The sequence below is a fragment of the Cupriavidus sp. CP313 genome (assembly GCF_054072015.1).
The window spans coordinates 147,659-167,200 of sequence record NZ_JBSVZB010000019.1 but is presented as its reverse complement, the minus strand read 5'-3'; the positions used below and the strand labels follow the sequence as shown (position 1 = coordinate 167,200).

16 protein-coding genes are annotated in these 19,542 nt (G+C 65.6%); 15 read left to right on the top strand and 1 reads right to left on the bottom strand.

What is annotated here, in order from left to right; genetic code table 11:
• The first annotated feature begins 130 nt into the window (after nucleotides 1-130).
• From ACW4E8_RS24600 to ACW4E8_RS24540, 13 genes are all read left to right on the top strand, one after another.
• Nucleotides 131-1,687, top strand: coding sequence for a CoA-acylating methylmalonate-semialdehyde dehydrogenase (locus tag ACW4E8_RS24600; protein WP_456806899.1), 1,557 nt, complete (start codon nucleotides 131-133; stop codon nucleotides 1,685-1,687).
• 27 nt (nucleotides 1,688-1,714) lie between these two features.
• Nucleotides 1,715-3,382 (top strand): GMC family oxidoreductase, encoded by a 1,668-nt coding sequence (locus ACW4E8_RS24595; RefSeq protein ID WP_456806898.1) that lies wholly within the window; start codon nucleotides 1,715-1,717, stop codon nucleotides 3,380-3,382.
• Between the two features lie 353 nt (nucleotides 3,383-3,735).
• Complete coding sequence (locus ACW4E8_RS24590) at nucleotides 3,736-4,512, top strand: ABC transporter ATP-binding protein (RefSeq protein ID WP_456806897.1); 777 nt, start codon at nucleotides 3,736-3,738, stop codon at nucleotides 4,510-4,512.
• A 17-nt stretch (nucleotides 4,513-4,529) separates the two neighbouring features.
• Nucleotides 4,530-5,267, top strand: coding sequence for an ABC transporter ATP-binding protein (locus ACW4E8_RS24585; RefSeq protein WP_456806896.1), 738 nt, complete (start codon nucleotides 4,530-4,532; stop codon nucleotides 5,265-5,267).
• A 74-nt stretch (nucleotides 5,268-5,341) separates the two neighbouring features.
• Entirely contained in the window at nucleotides 5,342-6,550 is a 1,209-nt protein-coding gene (locus tag ACW4E8_RS24580) for an ABC transporter substrate-binding protein (protein ID WP_456806895.1), read from the top strand.
• 164 nt (nucleotides 6,551-6,714) lie between these two features.
• A complete protein-coding gene (locus tag ACW4E8_RS24575) occupies nucleotides 6,715-7,599 on the top strand; it encodes a branched-chain amino acid ABC transporter permease (RefSeq protein WP_456806894.1) in 885 nt (294 codons plus the stop codon).
• Entirely contained in the window at nucleotides 7,599-8,654 is a 1,056-nt protein-coding gene (locus ACW4E8_RS24570; protein WP_456806893.1) for a branched-chain amino acid ABC transporter permease, read from the top strand. Before ACW4E8_RS24575 ends, ACW4E8_RS24570 begins: the two co-directional genes overlap by 1 nt.
• 332 nt (nucleotides 8,655-8,986) lie before the next feature.
• Nucleotides 8,987-9,523, top strand: a complete 537-nt coding sequence (locus tag ACW4E8_RS24565; RefSeq protein ID WP_456806892.1) for a hypothetical protein — start codon at nucleotides 8,987-8,989, stop codon at nucleotides 9,521-9,523.
• A gap of 81 nt (nucleotides 9,524-9,604) precedes the next feature.
• Nucleotides 9,605-10,366: a sulfite exporter TauE/SafE family protein gene (locus ACW4E8_RS24560; protein ID WP_456806891.1), complete on the top strand. Its 762-nt coding sequence runs from the start codon at nucleotides 9,605-9,607 to the stop codon at nucleotides 10,364-10,366.
• A 451-nt stretch (nucleotides 10,367-10,817) separates the two neighbouring features.
• A complete protein-coding gene (locus ACW4E8_RS24555) occupies nucleotides 10,818-11,969 on the top strand; it encodes an ABC transporter substrate-binding protein (protein ID WP_456806890.1) in 1,152 nt (383 codons plus the stop codon).
• Nucleotides 11,970-12,577: 608 nt separating this feature from the next.
• Nucleotides 12,578-13,630: a branched-chain amino acid ABC transporter permease gene (locus ACW4E8_RS24550; protein ID WP_316151889.1), complete on the top strand. Its 1,053-nt coding sequence runs from the start codon at nucleotides 12,578-12,580 to the stop codon at nucleotides 13,628-13,630.
• Nucleotides 13,631-13,633: 3 nt separating this feature from the next.
• Entirely contained in the window at nucleotides 13,634-15,475 is a 1,842-nt protein-coding gene (locus tag ACW4E8_RS24545) for a branched-chain amino acid ABC transporter ATP-binding protein/permease (RefSeq protein WP_456806889.1), read from the top strand.
• Between the two features lie 9 nt (nucleotides 15,476-15,484).
• Entirely contained in the window at nucleotides 15,485-16,228 is a 744-nt protein-coding gene (locus tag ACW4E8_RS24540; RefSeq protein ID WP_456806888.1) for an ABC transporter ATP-binding protein, read from the top strand.
• Nucleotides 16,229-16,487: 259 nt separating this feature from the next.
• Here the strand turns inward: ACW4E8_RS24540 and ACW4E8_RS24535 are convergent, their stop codons facing one another.
• Complete coding sequence (locus tag ACW4E8_RS24535; protein ID WP_456806887.1) at nucleotides 16,488-17,423, bottom strand: LysR substrate-binding domain-containing protein; 936 nt, start codon at nucleotides 17,421-17,423, stop codon at nucleotides 16,488-16,490.
• 152 nt (nucleotides 17,424-17,575) lie between these two features.
• Between ACW4E8_RS24535 and ACW4E8_RS24530 the strand changes: the two genes are divergently transcribed.
• Nucleotides 17,576-18,568 (top strand): Bug family tripartite tricarboxylate transporter substrate binding protein, encoded by a 993-nt coding sequence (locus ACW4E8_RS24530; RefSeq protein WP_456806886.1) that lies wholly within the window; start codon nucleotides 17,576-17,578, stop codon nucleotides 18,566-18,568.
• A 3-nt stretch (nucleotides 18,569-18,571) separates the two neighbouring features.
• Nucleotides 18,572-19,444 (top strand): N-formylglutamate amidohydrolase, encoded by an 873-nt coding sequence (locus ACW4E8_RS24525; protein WP_456806885.1) that lies wholly within the window; start codon nucleotides 18,572-18,574, stop codon nucleotides 19,442-19,444.
• Nucleotides 19,445-19,542 lie beyond the last annotated feature (98 nt).

Genomic DNA, 19,542 nt, shown 5'->3' with positions numbered 1-19,542 from the left:
CGCGCAACTGCACCAAGCTTGCGCTCAATACGGCCCGGCACGCCTTGTGCGGCGCGGCATCGATGCCAGTGCGAGACTGGCGGATGTTTGCGCCAGCGTCTTCACCAGACGCAAAGATCCGGCAAGCCGCATGCCGTCGACCCAGCATTCAGGAGCGGAAGTGGAAGACATCCTTGCAGAAGCCAGCGCGGTGCAGACCATCATCGGCCATAGCATCGCAGGCCGGCAGACACGCGGCGCATCGCAGCGTCTGGCCGATATCTATAACCCCGCCACGGGCGAAGTCGCCGCGCGCGTGGCACTGGCCACCGCGCAGGACGTGGCCGATGCCGTCGCCGCCGCCCATGCTGCATTCCCCGCCTGGGCCGACACCCCGCCGCTGCGCCGCGCGCGCATCCTGTTCAAGTTCAAGGAGCTGCTCGACCAGCACCACGACGACCTGGCCGCGCTGATCACGCGCGAGCACGGCAAGGTGTTCTCCGACGCCAAGGGCGAAGTCACGCGCGGCATCGAGGTGGTGGAATTTGCCTGCGGCATCCCCAACCTGCTCAAGACCGACTTCACCGACAACATCGGCGGCGGCATCGACAACTGGAACCTGCGCCAGCCGCTGGGCGTGGTGGCCGGCATCACGCCGTTCAACTTCCCGGTGATGGTGCCGATGTGGATGTTCCCGGTGGCGCTGGCGTGCGGCAATACGTTCGTGCTGAAGCCGTCGGAACGTGATCCGTCGCCGAGCCTGCTGATTGCCGACCTGCTGCGCCAGGCTGGTTTGCCCGATGGCGTGTTCAATGTCGTGCAGGGTGACAAGGAAGCCGTGGACGCGCTGCTCGCACATCCGGACGTGCAGGCGCTGTCGTTCGTCGGCTCGACGCCGATCGCCGAGTACATCTATACGGAAGGGACGAAGCACGGCAAGCGCGTGCAGGCGCTGGGCGGCGCCAAGAACCACCTGGTGGTGATGCCGGATGCCGATCTCGACCAGGCGGTCGATGCGCTGATCGGTGCCGCGTATGGTTCTGCCGGCGAACGCTGCATGGCGATCTCGGTGGCGGTGGCAGTCGGCGATGTTGCCGACAAGCTGGTGCCGCGGCTCGCCGAACGCGCCAGCTCGCTGAAGATCCGCAACGGCATGGACTCCGACGCCGAAATGGGTCCGCTGGTAACCGCTGCGCACAAGGCGAAGGTGGAGGGCTATATCGCCAAGGGCGTGGAAGAGGGCGCGACGCTGGTGACCGATGGCCGCGGTCATACCGTACCCGGCCATGAGAACGGCTTCTATGTCGGCGGCACGCTGTTCGACAACGTCAAGCCCGACATGACGATCTACAAGGAAGAGATCTTCGGCCCGGTGCTGTCGGTAGTGCGCGTGCATGACTTTGCCGAAGCCGTGGCGCTGATCAATGCGCATGAATACGGCAACGGCGTATCGTGCTACACCAGCGACGGCGGCATCGCGCGTGCGTTCGCACGGCAGATCCAGATCGGCATGGTCGGCATCAACGTGCCCATTCCGGTGCCGATGGCATGGCATTCGTTCGGTGGCTGGAAGCGATCGCTGTTCGGCGACCATCACGCCTATGGCGAAGAGGGCGTGCGCTTCTACACGCGCTACAAGAGCGTGATGCAGCGTTGGCCGGATTCGATCGCCAAGGGCGCTGAGTTCACCATGCCGGTGGCGAAATAACCCGCAACGATGATGACAAGAACAGCGATGGAGACATTCGACTACATCATCGTGGGAGCCGGTTCAGCCGGCTGTGTCCTGGCGAACCGCCTGACGCAGGACCCGGACGTCAGCGTGCTGCTGCTGGAGGCCGGCGGCAAGGACGACTACCACTGGATCCATATCCCGGTGGGCTACCTGTACTGCATCGGCAACCCGCGCACCGACTGGCTCTATCGCACCGAGGCCGAGGCGGGGCTGAACGGCCGCTCGCTGGGCTATCCGCGCGGGCGCGTGCTGGGCGGTTGCTCGTCGATCAACGGCATGATCTATATGCGTGGCCAGCGCGAGGATTATGACGAGTGGGCGCGGCTGACCGGCGACGATGGCTGGCGCTGGGACAATGTGCTGCCGCTGTTCAAGCGCAGCGAGGACCACCACCGCGGCCCGAGCGAATTCCATGGCGCCGGCGGCGAATGGCGCGTAGAAGGCCAGCGCTTGCGCTGGGACATCCTGGAGCGCTTTGCCGATGCCGCAGAAGAGGCGGGGATTCCGCGCACGGAGGATTTCAACCGCGGCGACAACTTCGGCGTGGGCTATTTCGATGTGAACCAGCGCCGCGGCATCCGCTGGAACACGGCCAAGGCCTTCCTGCGGCGTGCGTCGGAGCGTCCCAACCTGACCATTGTCACCGGGGCGCAGGTGAGCGGGCTGACCTTCGACGGGCGCCGCTGCACCGGCGTGAACTATATCGGTGGCGGCCGGCCGCACACGGTGGCGGCCACGCAGGAAGTGATCCTGGCCGCGGGCGCGGTCAATACGCCACAGCTGCTGGAGCTGTCGGGCATCGGCCAGGCCGAGCGCCTGCAGGCGCTGGGTATCCCGGTGCGCCATGCGCTTCCCGGCGTGGGCGAGAACCTGCAGGACCACCTGCAGCTGCGCTCCGTGGTGAAGGTCAGCGGCGTGCGCACGCTCAACACGCGCGCCGCGAGCCTGTGGGGCAAGTTCTGCATCGGCGTGCAGTACGCCTTCAACCAGAGCGGGCCGATGAGCATGGCGCCGTCGCAGCTGGGCGCCTTTGCGCGCTCGGACCCGTCGCAGGCGCGGCCGAACGTGGAGTACCACGTGCAGCCGTTGTCGCTGGACAAGTTCGGCGACCCGCTGCATGCGTTCAATGCCTTTACCGCGAGTGCCTGCAACCTGCGGCCAACCTCGCGCGGCAGCGTGCATGTCGGCAGCGCGGATTTCCGCCAGGCGCCGGTGATCGCGCCCAATTACTTGACGACCGACGAAGACCGGCGCGTCGCGGCCGACTCCATCCGGCTCACGCGCCGCATCGTGGCGTCGCCGGCGCTGGCGCCGTACCAGCCCGAGGAATGGCTGCCGGGTCCGGCATTCCAGACCGACAAACAGCTGGCCGAAGCGGCCGGCAATATCGGCACCACCATCTTCCATCCGGTGGGCACCTGCAAGATGGGCCGCGCCGACGACCCGATGGCCGTGGTCGACCATCGCCTGCGCGTGCTGGGCATCGACGGCCTGCGCGTGGTCGATGCCTCGGTGATGCCGCTGATCACGTCGGGCAACACCAATTCGCCGACCATCATGATCGCCGAGCGCGCCAGCGACCTGATCCGCGAAGACCGCCGGCAGGGCCTGGCGGCGGCGGAAGTATTGGTGCACCCGGCGCCGGCGGCAGCCGCTGCAGGCGCCTGACATGAGCGCGCCACGGGGTCGCGGGCGGGGCCGTGACCAAGTGGCGCAGCCTGCTCATGTGCGCTCGCAGAAAAACTGACACTTGGTTCATGTTTCATAGTGCAAACCCCGATGTTTTGCGATGCAACAGGCGCACACAATAGACGCCTCACAGGGTGCGTCGGCAGCACATCAAAGCCATCGCCGCAACCTGCGCGGGAGCCGCCCCGCACCTGAACAGAAAGCCGCAGGCAGGGCCGCAACCACGGCCAGCCTGACGGAACAAGCGGCAGCAAGGGCCTACAAGGCCGGTTCGGACCATTGTCAGTGCCGGGCATCACCCCGGCAGTTCAGCAAGAGGGCGGGCAGGAGACATGAACCAGCAGGAAACCATCCTGGAAACGCGGAACCTCACCAAGGAGTTCAAGGGGTTCACGGCGGTGAGCGACGTCAACCTACAGGTGCGCCGCGGGTCGATCCATGCGTTGATCGGGCCCAACGGCGCCGGCAAGACGACCTGCTTCAACCTGCTCACCAAGTTCCTGGAGCCGACCACCGGCACCATCCTTTTCAACGGCATCGACATCACCCGTGAAAAGCCCGCGCAGATCGCCCGGCGCGGCGTGATCCGTTCGTTCCAGATCTCGGCGGTGTTCCCGCACCTGACGGTGATGGAGAACGTGCGCATCGGGCTGCAGCGGCAACTCGGCACGGCGTACCAGTTCTGGCGCAGCGAGCGCTCGCTGGACGTGCTCAATGACCGCGCCATGGAGCTGCTCGAACAGGTCGGCCTGACCGAGTTCGCGCAGACGCTGACGGTGAACCTGCCGTACGGCCGCAAGCGCGCGCTGGAGATTGCCACCACGCTGGCGATGGAGCCCGAGCTGATGCTGCTCGACGAACCCACCCAGGGCATGGGCCACGAAGACGTGGACCGCGTCACGCAGCTGATCAAGAAGGTCTCGGCGGGCCGCACCATCCTGATGGTGGAGCACAACATGAGCGTGGTCTCGTCGATCGCTGACAAGATCACCGTGCTGCAGCGTGGCGCGATCCTGGCCGAAGGGCCGTATGCGGAAGTGTCCAAGGACCCGCGCGTGATGGAGGCCTACATGGGCACCGTCGACGCGGAACTGCAGGGCGCGCACTGAGACGGCCGGGGAACGATATGACTTCATTGAACACACCCGCCAACACACCCGCGCTCGAGATCAAGGACCTGCACGCCTGGTACGGCGAATCGCACATCCTGCACGGCGTTGACCTGACCGTGAACCGCGGCGAAGTGGTCACGCTGCTGGGCCGCAACGGCGCCGGCCGCACCACCACGCTGCGCGCGATCATGGGCCTGACCGGGGCGCGCAAGGGCTCGATCAAGGTGGACGGCCACGAGACCATCAGCCTGCCCACGCACAAGATTGCGCACTACGGCATTGGCTATTGCCCTGAAGAGCGGGCGATCTTCTCCAGCCTCTCATGCGAAGAGAACTTGATGCTGCCGCCGGTGCTGAAGGGCGCCGACACCAGCAAGGGCATGAGCGAGACCGATATCTACGAGATGTTCCCGAACCTGAAGGAGCGCCGCCAGAGCCAGGGCACGCGTCTTTCCGGCGGCGAGCAGCAGATGCTGGCGGTCGGGCGCATCCTGCGCACCGGCGCGAACCTGCTGCTGCTCGATGAAATCTCGGAAGGGTTGGCACCAGTGATCGTGCAGGCGCTCGCGCGCATGATCCTGATGCTCAAGCAGAAGGGGTACACGGTGGTGATGGTGGAGCAGAACTTCCGCTTTGCCGCGCCGCTGGCGGACCGCTTCTACGTGATGGAGCATGGCAGCATCGTCGAGCGTTTTGCCGCCAGTGAGCTGGAGGCCAAGATGCCGGTGCTGCACGAACTGCTCGGGGTCTGATCCGCACGGATCATGGGTTGATGTTTGGCAGGAACGGGTGGCGCGCACGCCGCCGCAAATCAGGAGACATAGAGATGAAAAAGACTCGGCTCGCGGCCGCGATGGCGGCCATTGCCATGGGTGCGGTTTCCTTCAGCGCCGTTGCCCAGGTGTCGGGTGACACCGTGAAGATCGGCTACATCACCGACATGTCGGGCCTGTACGCCGACATCGACGGCCCCGGCGGCCTGGAAGCCATCAAGATGGCGGTCGAGGACCGCGGCGGCAAGGTGCTGGGCAAGCCCATCGAAATCGTCTCTGCAGACCACCAGAACAAGGCCGACATCGCCGCCTCGAAGGCGCGCGAATGGATGGACCAGCAGGGCCTGGACCTGCTGCTGGGCGGCACCAACTCGGGCACCGCGCTGGCGATGAACAAGGTGGCTACGGAGAAGAAGCGCGTCTACATCAATATCGGCGCCGGAACCGCGCGCCTCACCAACGAAGAGTGCTCGCCGTACACGGTGCACTACGCCTATGACACGGTGGCGCTGGCTAAGGGCACCGGCAGCGCGGTGGTCAAGCAGGGCGGCAAGTCGTGGTTCTTCCTGACCGCCGACTACGCCTTCGGCCATTCGCTGGAAAACGACACCGCGGCGGTGGTCAAGGCCAGCGGTGGCACGGTGGCGGGTCAGGTGCGCCATCCGCTGTCGGCATCGGATTTCTCTTCGTTCCTGCTGCAGGCACAGTCGTCCAAGGCGCAGATCCTGGGCCTGGCCAACGCCGGCGGCGACACCATCAACGCGATCAAGGCGGCCAAGGAATTCGGCATCACCAAGTCGATGAAGATCGCCGGCCTGCTGATGTTCATCAACGACGTGCACAGCCTCGGGCTGAAGAACACCGAAGGCCTGCTGATGACCGACAGCTGGTACTGGGACATGAACGACGACACCCGCAAGTTCGCCAACCGTTTCTTCGGCAAGATGAAGAAGATGCCTAGCAGCCTCCAAGCGGCGGACTACTCGGCGGCCAGCACCTACCTGAAGGCGGTGGAAGCGGCCAAGACCGACGATCCGGACAAGGTCATGGCCGAGTTGAAGAAGATGAAGATCAACGACTTCTACACCAAGGGCTATATCCGCCAGGACGGCCGTGGCATCCACGACATGTACCTGATGCAGGTGAAGACCGCGGCAGAGTCGAAAAAGCCGTGGGACTACCTGAAGGTGGTCGCGACCATTCCGGGCGACCAGGCCTTCACCACGGTGGCCGATTCGAAGTGCGCAATGCTGAAGAAATAAGCTGATGTGAGATCTGCCGGCGGCGCGCCACCTGCGTGCCGCCGGCATCGGACGCGGTTCTTTGCTGCGGTGTTCGCCAAAGGTGTTCGCCGCAGCGTTCGCATTACCTGGCACCAACCGCAGCAATCCCCGCCATACAACGGCGGTATCAACGGCACTCCGCGATGGACATCTTCGGAATCCCCTTGCCGGCCATGCTTTCCCAGCTATTGCTGGGGCTGGTCAACGGCGCCTTCTATGCGATGCTGAGCCTGGGCCTGGCGGTTATCTTCGGCCTGCTCAACGTCATCAACTTTGCGCACGGCGCGCTCTTCATGCTGGGCGCGGTGCTGGCCTGGATGGGCATGGAGTACGCCGGGCTGAACTACTGGATCATGCTGCTGCTGTCGCCGCTGGTCGTCGCCGCCTTGGGCGTGGTGATCGAAAAGACCATGCTGCGCTGGATCTACAAGCTCGACCATATCTACGGCCTGCTGCTGACGCTGGGCATCACGCTGGTGATCGAGGGCATCTTCCGCTCCATCTACGGCGTCTCCGGGCTGCCGTATTCGGCGCCGGACGCGCTGCAGGGCGCGACCGACCTGGGCTTCATGATCCTGCCCAACTACCGCGCGTGGGTCGTGGTGGCGTCGCTGACGGTGTGCTTTGCCACCTGGTACGTGATCGAGAAGACCAAGCTGGGCGCCTACCTGCGCGCCGGCACCGAGAACCCCAAGATGGTCGAGGCCTTCGGCGTCAACGTGCCGCTGATGGTGACCCTGACCTACGGCTTCGGCGTGGCGCTGGCCGCGTTTGCCGGGGTGCTGGCCGCGCCGGTGATCCAGATCTCGCCGCTGATGGGGCAGAACCTGATCATCATCGTGTTCGCGGTGGTGGTGATCGGCGGCATGGGCTCGATCATGGGTTCGATCCTGACCGGCCTGGGGCTGGGCGTGGTCGAGGGGCTGACCAAGGTGTTCTATCCTGAAGCGTCGTCGACCGTGGTGTTCTTCATCATGGTGATCGTGCTGCTGCTGCGCCCGGCCGGGCTGTTCGGGAAGGAGAAGTGATGAGCACACCCTCCACATCATCGACGCCATCCACGGTGGCGGCCAACGCGGGCAACGCAGGAAAGGGACAAGGCGTGCAGAAGAAACTGTTGTACGGATTGCTGCTGCTGGCACTGGTGGCCGCGCCGCTGGCCGGTGCGTATCCGGTGTTCGTGCTCAAGGTGATGTGCTTTGCGCTGTTTGCGTGCGCCTTCAACCTGCTGATCGGCTATACCGGGCTGCTGTCGTTCGGCCATGCGGCCTTCTTCGGCGGCGCTGGCTATGCGGCCGGCCAGGCGATGAAGGTCTGGGGCGTGACCCCGGAAATCGGCCTGATCGTGGGCACCGGTGCGGGCGCGCTGATCGGCTACGTGGTGGGCTCGCTGGCCATCCGCCGGCAGGGCATCTACTTCTCGATGATCACGCTGGCGCTGGCGCAGATGCTGTTCTTTATCTGCCTGCAGGCGCCGTTCACCGGCGGCGAGGACGGCCTGCAGGGCATCCCGCGCGGCAAGCTGTTCGGGGTGCTGCCGCTGTCGGACGACCTGACGCTGTACTACGTGGCGCTGGCGATCATCGTGGCCGCCTTTGCGCTGATCGTGCGCACGGTGCATTCGCCGTTCGGCCAGATCCTGAAGGCGATCAAGGAGAACGAGCCGCGCGCGATCTCGCTGGGCTATGACGTCGACCGCTTCAAGCTGACCGCCTTCGTGCTGTCGGCGGCGCTGTCGGGGCTGGCCGGGTCGATCAAGGCGCTGGTGCTGGGCTTCGAGACGCTGACCGACGTGCACTGGTCGATGTCCGGCTCGGTCATCCTGATGACGCTGGTCGGCGGCCTGGGCACATTGTCGGGCCCGATTGTCGGTGCCTTCGTGGTGGTCGCGCTGGAGAACAAGCTGGGCGACATCGGCAACTTCCTGGCGTCGGTCACCGGCATGTCCTGGTTCGGCACGCTGGGCGAGTCGGTGACGATGGTGACCGGCGTGATCTTCGTGATCTGCGTGCTGACTTTCCGCCGTGGCATCATGGGCGAGCTGCTGGCGCGCTTCGGGGGCCACGCGGGCAAGCGGGAATAAACCCGGCAGGAGTGACCGCGAGTCGACATGCCCGATTCTGGGGCTAGGGTTTTTTCTAGCTTGTCCTCGATGCACCGCTTCGTTACATTCCATATACGGTTTTCGCAGGTTAAATGGAGGCGGAAGCGAGGAGACGACAGGCGCGCACCCGGTGTCGGGTAGCAGCGTTATAAATAAAGGGCGTTGCCGGGTGATCCTCGGCAACGCTTTTTTCATTTGGGCTTCCCAACCCCTCCTGTGGCGCTTTCGCCCCACCATGGGGCATCCAGGCTGCATCGGCATCACCTGGCTATCCTCCACATGCGACAATGCGGGCGCTCTCATTGCCCGCCATGCCTGCCGCCCCTGATTCCCCCGACTCCCCAGCCGTTCCGGATCGTCCTGACGCACCCGCGCCGCAGGGCTTGGTACGCCTCGGGCTGGGTGCCGACGCAGCCACGCTGGAGGCCTGGCTGGATACGGTGCAGCCACTGCCGGTGCCCGCCGCGCGCGCGCGCCGGCTGATGCTGGACGACCTGCTGGCCCAGTCCGGTCGCGGCATCTGCCTGCTGGTGGACGACGCGCAGGCTCCGCACGATCTGCTGGCGTGCCTGCCGGTGGCGCTGCTCCCGAGCCTGGAGCTTGCCGGCCTGGCCGCCTGCGGCATCGAGTGGTGGGTACGGCCCGGGCTGGACGGCGGGACCCGCCGTGCCTGCCTTGAGGCCTGCTGCGCCACGCTGGCCGACTGGGGCCGCGCGCACGGTATCCGCCACGCGCTGCTGGCGCCGGGGCTGGTGGCAGGGCAAGGCGGCGCGCCGCCGGGCTTCGGCCCGCATGGCAACGGCATGTGGCACCGCAGCCTGGTGCCGGCGGCCAAGGTGTTGGGCTGAACCGGCGCCGCCCGGCTGCGCGCCGGTCTGTCCGCACCGATCTCTTCCGATCTTTCCCTTTTCGCTTCCCTGCTTCCTGCAATGACGGAATTCGCATTCCTGGCGGTTGCCGCCTTTCTCGCCGGCCTGATCGACGCGGTCGCCGGCGGCGGCGGCCTGGTACAGATCCCGGCGATGTTCTCGGCCTATCCTAATATCGCGCCGGCCACGCTGCTGGGCACCAACAAGATGGGCTCGATCGCGGGCACCGCCAACGCGGCGCTGCGCTACGGCCGCAGCGTGCGCATCTACTGGGGCGCGACCGCGCCCGCGGTGGTGGCGGCCTTTATCTTCTCGATGGCCGGTGCCTGGGCGCTGACCAAGATCCCGGCCGAGCCGCTGCGCAAGGCGCTGCCGTTCGTGCTGGTGGTGTTGCTGGTCTACACCGTGGCCAGGAAGGACCTGGGCACGGAACACGCGCCGACGCTGTCGGGTTCGCGCGAGCGCGTCGCGGCGTTGCTGGCCGGGGCTGCCATCGGCTTCTATGACGGCGTGTTCGGTCCGGGCACCGGCAGCTTCCTGATGATCGCGTTCGTGCGGGTGTTCGGCTATGACTTCCTGCACGCGGCGGCCTCGACCAAGGTGGTCAACCTTGCCACCAACCTGGCGGCGCTGCTCTTGCTGGCGAGCAAGGGCCATATCTGGTGGCAGCTGGGCCTGGTGATGGCGGTGGCCAACATCGCCGGCAGCCAGGTGGGCAGCAAGCTGGCCCTGCGCCACGGCAGCGCCTTCGTGCGCAAGGTGTTTATCGTGGTGGTAAGCGCGCTGATCCTGAAGACCGCCTGGGACGCGTTCCTGCGTTGACGGCAAAGCCAGGCGGCGCGCGCGATGCGGGTTAATCCTCCCTTTTCGCGGTAGGTCGCTGTGCTAGACTCGATCCGAATTCCCGACCGTGCGGTCGGTGAATGGCCGGAGCGCGCCTATCCGGGGGAGTGGTGCGGACGGGGAAATTGGGGAGCGGCCTCGCGTCGTTCCTGGCTGTAGCGCAGGTGCCGGCGATGTGCCTGTGTTGACCCGAGGGGTCGATCCAAGGCCCACTGAACCGGATGGAATGCGCACCCGCTGGGCTGCGCCTCAAGGCCGTATGCGTCGTTGCAAATGCTCGCAATAGCCGTGCTATTGCTGCGCTTTGCGCCTAGCCTACGACCTTGCTGCGCAGCCCCTCGAGTGCGATTCATCCAGTTCAGTGGACCAGGGCATCCGCCGGTGGACGCCGGACGGATGCCTTTCCGTTTCAGGAACCGAAGGAGACAAGATGGATTTCAAGCGCGCCAGCCTGCTGGCAATCGCTGCGGCGAGCCTGGTTGCCGGTGCAGCCCACGCACAGGTCAAGGTCGGGGTGACGGTGTCGGCCACGGGTCCGGCGGCATCGCTGGGCATTCCGGAAAAGAACACCTTCACGCTGATGCCCAAGGAAATCGCGGGCAAGAAGATCGAGTACATCGTGCTGGACGATGCCTCCGACACCACCACCGCGGTCAAGAACACCCGCAAGCTGATCAGCGAAGACAAGGTTGACGTGGTGGTGGGTTCCACCGTGACGCCGAACTCGCTGGCGATGGTGGACGTGGCGGCCGAGAACGAGACGCCGATGATCACCATGGCCGCCTCGGCCCGCATCATCGAGCCGATGGACGCCAAGCGCGCCTGGGTTTTCAAGACGCCGCAGAATGACTCGCACATGGCGACCGCCATTGCCGAGCACATGACCAACAACAACGTGAAGACGGTGGCCTTCATCGGCTTCGCGGACGCCTATGGCGACAGCTGGGCGCAGGAGTTCGCCAAGGTGGCGGAGCTGCGCAAGATCAAGGTCGTCGCCAACGAGCGCTTTGCCCGCACCGATACCTCGGTCACCGGCCAGGTGCTGAAGATGATGAGCGCCAACGCCGACGCCGTGCTGATCGCAGGCTCGGGTACGCCCGCGGCGCTGCCGGCCAAGACGCTCAAGGAGCGTGGCTTCAAGGGCAAGATCTACCAGACCCACGGCGTGGCCAATGCCGACTTCCTGCGCGTGTGCGGCAAGGACTGCGAAGGCACCTTCCTGCCGGCTGGCCCGCTGCTGGTGGCTGAGCAATTGCCCGACAGCAACCCGGTGAAGAAGCCGGCCATGTCCTACAAGACTGCTTATGAGAAGGCCTTCGGCGGCCAGGTCTCGACTTTCGGCGGCCATGCCTGGGATGCGGGGCTGATCCTGCAGCATGCCATCCCTGAGGCGCTGAAGAAGGGGCAGCCGGGTACCAAGGAATTCCGCAAGGCGTTGCGGGATGCGATGGAGCAGATCAGGAATCTGCCGGTTTCGCATGGGATCATGAACATGAGTGCCACCGACCATCTGGGCTTCGATCAGCGGGCGCGGGTGATGGTGCAGATTGTTGATGGGAAGTGGAAGTTGCTGACTAAGTGAGGGTGGGGGGCGGCGTGGCGCTATGCGGTTGGATGTCGCTCTTGACTAGCGTGGGCTGTTTCGCCGGCGTAGCCGGCGACTTACTTCTTGTCCAAGCGACAAGAAGTAAGCAAGAAACGCGTCGCCTATGCGGCTGGCAATAAATTGCACGGCGTTGGTGGTTCGCACGGTGGTGCTTGCCGTTTGGGCGTGGGTGCCCGTTCGACCCTGCTACGCCATGTGAGTCAGGGATAGTGCCTGCGTTAACCCACTATTGAACGATCCCCATGCAGGGTGTAGGCCGCCTGCTGCCGACCGTATCGCGGGGACGCCTACGGCTGCTGCGCCGGCTCAAAATGCGCCGACGGTCATTGGGCGCTTGCGCGGAGCGCAGCCGAAGGCGTTGATGCGATATCGCTGGACAGCCGACGCCCGCCAAGAGCCACAAACCAACCGCATAGCGACAAAGCGAAACTCCCGCGCCCACGCCCACCACACGCCTCTCGTTAGGGCTTGCCCTGTACTTCCACAATAGGCAATCCGTTTACTATTGCGTAAATCCCAAAGCGCACAGCACCCTGTCGGCCCCCCTATGATGCAGGCAGGTATTTCCAAGAGACGGGGAGACAATGGACTTATCAATCGCTGCCATCCTGGCCCAGGACGGCATCACCTCGGGCGCGATCTACGCGCTGCTGGCACTGGCCCTGGTGCTGGTGTTCTCGGTGACCCGGGTCATCTTCATCCCGCAAGGGGAGTTTGTTGCCTACGGCGCGCTGACGCTGGCGGCGATGCAGGCCGGGCACGCGCCGCAGACCAGCTGGCTGCTGCTGGCGATGGGGGCGCTGACCTTCCTCTATGAAACTGTCACGGTGCTGCGCAGCGCCGAGTTGCGCCGCACGCTGGGCCAGCGGCTGGCGGTGCTGGCCGGCAAGTACCTGGTGTTCCCGCTTGCGGTGCACTGGCTGGCGCAGCAGTATGGCGCGCAGCCGCTGCCGATGCTGGCGCAGATCGCGCTGACGCTGCTGATCATCATCCCGCTGGGGCCGATGCTGTACCGGCTGGCCTACCAGCCGCTGGCCGAAGCCAGCACGCTGGTGCTGCTGATCGTCTCGGTCGGCGTGCACTTTGCGCTGGTGGGGCTGGGCCTGGTGATGTTCGGGGCGGAGGGCTCGCGCACCAATGCGTTCTCGGATGCGCGCTTCGACGTGGGGGCGCTCAGCATCTCGGGCCAGAGCCTGTGGATCGTGGGCGTGTCGGCGCTGTTGATCGGCGCACTGTACTTCTATTTCGAGCGCACGCTGCAGGGCAAGGCGCTGCGCGCGACCGCGGTGAACCGGCTGGGTGCGCGCCTGGTCGGCATCGGCACCACGCAGGCGGGGCGCCTGTCGTTCACGCTGGCCGCGGCGATGGGTGCGCTGTGCGGCATCCTGATCGCGCCGCTGACGACCGTGTACTACGAGTCGGGCTTCCTGGTGGGCCTGAAGGGCTTTGTCGGCGCCATCGTCGGCGGGCTGGTGAGCTACCCCGTGGCGGCGCTGGGTGCGCTGCTGGTGGGGCTGCTTGAATCCTATTCGTCCTTCTGGGCCAGCGCGTTCAAGGAGGTCATCGTCTTCACACTGATCATTCCGGTGCTGCTGTGGCGCTCGCTGACGAGCAAGCATGTCGAGGAGGAGGAATAAGCCATGACCATGCTGACCGACAAGCAGGCGGGGGTGGCCAGTGCCGAGGCAGGCAGCCGTGCGCGGCTGAACCGCAACCGGGTATTGGTGCTGGCTTTCATTGTGGTGCTGGTGTTGCTGCCGGCGCTGCCGACGCCGGAGTTCTGGATCACGCTGGGCAATTACATTGGCCTGTACAGCATCGTGGCGATCGGGCTGGTGCTGCTGACCGGGGTGGGCGGCATGACCTCGTTCGGGCAGGCCGCGTTCGTGGGGCTGGGCGCGTACAGCACCGCCTACCTGACCACGCAGTTCGGGCTGTCGCCGTGGTTCGGGTTGCTGGTGGGGCTGGTGATCACGGTGGGCTCGGCCTATGTGATCGGGCTGATCACGATGCGGATGTCCGGTCACTACCTGCCGCTGGCCACCATCGCGTGGGGCCTGTCGTTGTTCTTCGTGTTCGGCAACCTGGAGTTCCTGGGCAAGTACGATGGCATCAGCGGCATCCCGGTGCTGTCGCTGTTCGGCATCGAGCTGCAGTCCGGCCGCTCGATGTTCTACCTGATCTGGGCAGTGGTGCTGCTGGCCGTGCTGGCGATGCAGAACCTGCTGAACTCGCGCCCCGGCCGCGCCATCCGCGCGCTCAAGGGCGGTGGCGTGATGGCCGAGGCGATGGGCGTGAACACCGCATGGATGAAGGTGGTGATCTTCGTGGTGGCGGCGATCCTGGCGTGCGTGTCGGGCTTCCTGTATGCACACCTGCAGCGCGCGGTGAACCCGACGCCGTTCGGGCTGAACTACGGCATCGAATATCTCTTCATGGCGGTGGTCGGTGGCGTGGGTCACGTGTGGGGTGCGGTGCTGGGCGCCGGCATCCTCACCATCCTGAAGGACGTGCTGCAAGGCGTGCTGCCCAAGCTGCTCGGTGCCGACGGCAATTTCGAGATCATCGTCTTCGGCGTGCTGCTGGTGCTGCTGCTGCAGTACGCGCGCGATGGCATCTGGCCGTTCCTGCGGCGTCTGGTTCCTTCGGGGCCGCCGGTACTGGCGCCGGCGCAGGCCGAGGCCCTGGCCGTGCGCCAGAAGCCCGAGGCCGGCGACCTGATCCTGGATGTACGCGCCGCGCGCAAGGAGTTCGGCGGGCTGGTGGCGGTGAACGATGTCAGCTTCCAGGTGCGCGCGGGCGAGATCATCGGGCTGATCGGTCCCAATGGCGCGGGCAAGTCCACCACCTTCAACCTGGTGACGGGCGTGCTGCCGGTCACGCGCGGGGAGGTGCGTTACCGCGGTGAAGTGATCTCGGGCCTGCCGTCGCGCGAGATCGTCAAGCGGGGCATCGGCCGCACCTTCCAGCACGTGCACCTGCTGCCGACCATGACGGTGCTGGAGAACGTGGCCATCGGCGCGCACCTGCGCGGCGATTTCCGTGCCCAGGGCGGCGTCTCGGCCGCGATCCTGCGCATGAACAAGGCCGAGGAAGAGAAGCTGCTGTTCGAAGCGAAGCGCCAGCTTGAACGCGTGGGCCTGGCCGATTGCATGTACATGGAAGCCGGCAGCCTCGCGCTGGGCCAGCAGCGGATTCTTGAAATCGCGCGTGCACTTTGCTGTGACCCGGCGCTGCTCTTGCTCGACGAGCCGGCAGCGGGCCTGCGCTACAAGGAGAAGCAGGCGCTGGCCGAGCTGCTGCGCAAGCTCAAGGGCGAGGGCATGAGCGTGCTGCTGGTCGAGCACGACATGGACTTCGTGATGAACCTGACCGACCGGCTGGTGGTGATGGAATTCGGCACGCGCATTGCCGAGGGCGTGCCCGAGGAAGTGCAGAAGAACCCCGCGGTGCTGGAAGCCTACCTGGGTGGCGTGGAGTAAGGACCGGACATGAGCCTGATTCTCGAAGTGAAGGACCTCCACGTCCGCTACGGCAAGGTGGAAGCGGTGCACGGCGTCAACCTGAAGGTGGAGGCCGGCAGGATCGTCACGGTGATCGGCCCCAACGGCGCCGGCAAGTCGACCATGCTCAATGCGATCATGGGTGCGCTGCCTGTGACGGGGTCGTCGAGCGACTCGGTGAGCTACCTCGGCCACGACATGGCCGGCATCCCGGTGGAGGGGCGCGTTGCGCGCGGCATGTGCCTGGTGCCGGAGAAGCGCGAGCTGTTTGCGTCGATGACGGTAGAGGACAACCTGCAGCTGGGCGCCTTCCGCCGCAAGCGCGCCGGCGAGAAGAACTACCTGGACCAGATGGGCGTGGTCTACGACCTGTTCCCGCGCCTGCGCGAGCGCGCCCGCCAGGACGCCGGCACGCTCTCCGGGGGCGAGCGCCAGATGCTGGCGGTGGGTCGCGCGCTGATGGCCAAGCCGCAGTTGCTGATGCTGGACGAGCCCAGCCTCGGCCTGGCGCCGCTGATCGTGAAGGAGATCTTCCATATCATCAGCAACCTGCGCCAGACCGGCGTGGCCACGCTGCTGATCGAGCAGAACGCACGCGCCGCGCTGCAGGTGGCGGACTACGGCTATGTGATCGAGACCGGCGATATGGCGATGGAAGGCCCGGCCGACGAGCTGGCGGCGAATCCGAAGGTGATCGAAACCTATCTTGGCTTGGCAAAAAAGGCGGCTTGATCCGCTCGGTTTTCGCCAGAGGAATGAGGGCCTGCTGATGCAGGCCCTTTTTTATTGGTGGTGTGAATAACTTTGGGGATAACCCAATTCAGAGGCGCTTCGGACTGATGTCGCTACCAGTGCGCTGATATAGGTACGCCAATATCTATCAGATTGATTTTTGGCAATCAAACTTACCGCTTAACATCCATCCAGATCATAACTTGAGGATTGTTATTTTTGAGATGAATGTATTTCTGCAGAATTTTGGTTGTGTGAGTTATATCGTGAATAAAGTGTTGGTGCCGCTGCCTGCATCCTTCGCTGCGGTCTCCAGCAGCCAATCCCGGAAGCAGTTCAGCGCCGGATGGTCGCGCCGTTCCTTCGGCACACACAGGAAATAGCCCCGTTGCAGCGTAATTGGCAGGTCAAACGGCGCCGTTACGCGTCCGGCGGCAATTTCGTCGCGCACCAGGCAGCGCTGCAGCACGGCGACGCCGATGTCGGCGCGCACCGCCTGGATCAGGATCGAGACCTGGTCGAACGCTGTGGATAACCTTGGCGCAGCGTTGGGTACGCCGGCGGCCTGCAGCCAGTTTTGCCAGTTCGCCGGCGCGGTGGTGTGGTAGAGCAGGGGCTCGTCCAGCAGCTCCGCGGGAGACTGCCAGCGGCCGGCCTCGCGCCGTGCGCGGGCGCGGTCCGGATGGCAGACCGGCACCATTTCACGTCCCACCACATAGTCGGCCTGCAGGCCGGGCCACTTGCCGGCTTCACCAGCCAGGATGGCGGCGTCGGGGGACGGGCCGGAGAGGTCCTCGTCGCGCTGGTAGGGCACGAAGTCCAGCCGGATTTCCGGATGGCGGCGATGGAAGTCCGGCAGACGCGGCACCAGCCAGACACTGGCGAGCGTGGGCACGACGGACAGCGTCAGGTGGTGCCGGCGGTCGCCGGCGCGCAGGGCGGCGCTGGCGTGCTCGATCGTGGCCAGCGGCCCGGCCACGGCATCAAGCAATTGCCGGCCGGCATCGGTCAGCACCAGCCGGTGGGCATTGCGCTGTAGCAGCGGCTGCCCGAAATGCGCTTCGAGCCGCGCGATGGCGCGGCTGATGGCACCCTGCGTCACGCACAGTTCGTCCGCTGCACGCGTAAAGCTGCCCAGCCGTGCCGCGGTGGCAAAGGCGTGCAACTCGGACATCGATGGGGAATGCAGCCGCATGGCGGAGGAGGGGAGGAAGGGCGGGCGGCTGCCGGAGCGGCCGCTGCAGGATGATCTTTGGTAATGCAAACGTGCAATATAGTCGTTTGTGCCCGCCCGGTAAACGGCTGACACTCGTCCGGTTCATGCACAAAACCAACAGGAGAAACCCCATGGTCCGAGCCAGGATGTCCCGCCGCCAGCTGCTGCTGTCCGGTACCGCCGCCGCCACGCTGGCCTTTGTCGGCAGCGCTTGCGCGCAAGCCAACTACCCGACGCGCCCGATCCGCCTGATCGTGCCGTTCGCGGCGGGCGGCTCCACCGATCTGTCGGCGCGCCTCGTGGCCGAGTTTGCCGGCCGCGAGCTGGGCCAGTCGATCGTGGTCGAGAACAAGGGCGGTGCCGGCGGCTCGCTGGGCATGGAGCAGGTGGCCAACGCCGCGCCGGATGGCTACACCATCGGCATGGCCACGGTCAGCACGCACGGCTCTAACCCCGCCGTATTCCCGAAACTCAAGTACGACCCGATCAAGGACTTTGCCCCGATCACCAACGTGGTGTCGATGCCGAGCGTATTCACGGTGCATCCGAGCGTGCCGGCGAAAACCATGCAGGAATTCATTGCCTTAGCCAAGGCCAATCCGGGCAAGTATTCGGTTGCCTCGCCGGGCACAGGGACCCTCGGCCACGTAAATCTTGAGAACTTCCAGATGCTGGCGAAGATCGAGTTGCTGCATGTGCCGTACAAGGGTGCCGGCCTTGGGCTTAATGATGCGGTGGCAGGGCAGGTCAATGCAATCTCGGACAACCTGGCCTCCGCGCTGCCTCACGTGAAGTCGGGCCGCCTGCGCGCGCTGGCGGTGCTTGGCGCCACGCGCTCGCCGCAGTTGCCAAACGTGCCCACCTATGCGGAACTGGGCTACAAGGAGATGGGCGACGGCGGCTGGTTCGGCATCGTCGCGCCCGCGGGCACGCCGCCCGCCATCGTGGCAAGGCTGAACCAGGCCATCCTCAAGGCCATGCAGAACCCTGAATTCAAGCGCAAGGTGGAAGAGTCCGGCGGCACGTTGGTGCCGACCACGCCGGAGCAGTTCAAGGCCCAGATCCAGCAGGCCATTGCGCGCTATGCCCGCGTCGCCAAGGCCGCCAACATCCAACTGGACTGACGCATGGCTGAAGCGAATCACCTGGCCGCCGCGCTGCCGCCGGTCATCGTTCGCCTGCCGGAAGGGGAGGTGCTACCGCTGGTGTGTGACTCGCCGCACAGCGGCACCGCGTACCCGGCTGATTTCGGTGCGGCGATCCCGGCCGTGCGCCTGCGTGGCGGCGAGGATACCCACGTCGATGCCTTGTGGGAGGCCGTGCCCGCAGCAGGCGGTACGCTGCTGGCGGCCACCTTCCCGCGGGTCTATATCGACCCGAACCGGATGCCCGACGACATCGACCCGGCCCAGCTCGACGGCACCTGGCCGTCGGCGCTGGCCCCGGGGCCGAAGACGCAGCTGGGCTACGGCCTGATCTGGAGCCGGGTCGACGCCAGCACGCCGATCTATGACCGCCGCCTGTCCGTGGCGGAAGTGCAGGCCCGTATCGACCGCTACTACCGGCCGTACCATGCGGCGCTGGCCGAGGCCGTGGAGGGTGCTCACCAGCGCTTTGGCGCGCTCTGGCACCTGAACCTGCACTCCATGCCCAACAACGCCTACGAGCGGCTCAAGATCGCCAGCCTGCACCCGCTGGCGGACTTTGTGCTGGGCGACCGGGACGGCACCACCTGCGAGCCGGGGCTGGTCGACCTGGTCGAACGGGAACTGCGCGGCATGGATTACACGGTGGCACGCAACGACCCATACAAGGGCGTGCAGCTGATCGCGCAGATCGGCCGGCCGGCGGAGCGGCGCAATAGCCTGCAGATTGAGATCCGGCGGCCGCTGTATATGGACGAAGTGACGCGCGAGCGCAATGCCGGGTTCGCCACCTTGCAGCGCGATCTTGGCAAGCTGACCGAGCAGGTTGCGGGCTATATCCGCGCGCAGCTCTGAGGCGCTTGTTCCACGTGAAACATCCGGCCGGGCCATGTGCCCGGCCTTTTTGTTTCACGTGGAACATAACGTCGCTTTCGAGCGACTCGCCGGGTATC

Bases quoted from the DNA above. Each gene is read 5' to 3' on its own strand.
- ACW4E8_RS24595 (WP_456806898.1), top strand. From the start codon at position 1,715: ATGGAGACATTCGACTACATCATCGTGGGAGCCGGTTCAGCCGGCTGT.
- ACW4E8_RS24530 (WP_456806886.1), top strand. From the start codon at position 17,576: ATGGTCCGAGCCAGGATGTCCCGCCGCCAGCTGCTGCTGTCCGGTACC.
- ACW4E8_RS24600 (WP_456806899.1), top strand. From the start codon at position 131: ATGCCGTCGACCCAGCATTCAGGAGCGGAAGTGGAAGACATCCTTGCA.
- ACW4E8_RS24540 (WP_456806888.1), top strand. From the start codon at position 15,485: ATGAGCCTGATTCTCGAAGTGAAGGACCTCCACGTCCGCTACGGCAAG.
- ACW4E8_RS24535 (WP_456806887.1), bottom strand. From the start codon at position 17,423: ATGCGGCTGCATTCCCCATCGATGTCCGAGTTGCACGCCTTTGCCACC.
- ACW4E8_RS24575 (WP_456806894.1), top strand. From the start codon at position 6,715: ATGGACATCTTCGGAATCCCCTTGCCGGCCATGCTTTCCCAGCTATTG.
- ACW4E8_RS24585 (WP_456806896.1), top strand. From the start codon at position 4,530: ATGACTTCATTGAACACACCCGCCAACACACCCGCGCTCGAGATCAAG.
- ACW4E8_RS24560 (WP_456806891.1), top strand. From the start codon at position 9,605: ATGACGGAATTCGCATTCCTGGCGGTTGCCGCCTTTCTCGCCGGCCTG.
- ACW4E8_RS24570 (WP_456806893.1), top strand. From the start codon at position 7,599: ATGAGCACACCCTCCACATCATCGACGCCATCCACGGTGGCGGCCAAC.
- ACW4E8_RS24580 (WP_456806895.1), top strand. From the start codon at position 5,342: ATGAAAAAGACTCGGCTCGCGGCCGCGATGGCGGCCATTGCCATGGGT.
- ACW4E8_RS24545 (WP_456806889.1), top strand. From the start codon at position 13,634: ATGACCATGCTGACCGACAAGCAGGCGGGGGTGGCCAGTGCCGAGGCA.
- ACW4E8_RS24590 (WP_456806897.1), top strand. From the start codon at position 3,736: ATGAACCAGCAGGAAACCATCCTGGAAACGCGGAACCTCACCAAGGAG.
- ACW4E8_RS24525 (WP_456806885.1), top strand. From the start codon at position 18,572: ATGGCTGAAGCGAATCACCTGGCCGCCGCGCTGCCGCCGGTCATCGTT.
- ACW4E8_RS24550 (WP_316151889.1), top strand. From the start codon at position 12,578: ATGGACTTATCAATCGCTGCCATCCTGGCCCAGGACGGCATCACCTCG.
- ACW4E8_RS24565 (WP_456806892.1), top strand. From the start codon at position 8,987: ATGCCTGCCGCCCCTGATTCCCCCGACTCCCCAGCCGTTCCGGATCGT.
- ACW4E8_RS24555 (WP_456806890.1), top strand. From the start codon at position 10,818: ATGGATTTCAAGCGCGCCAGCCTGCTGGCAATCGCTGCGGCGAGCCTG.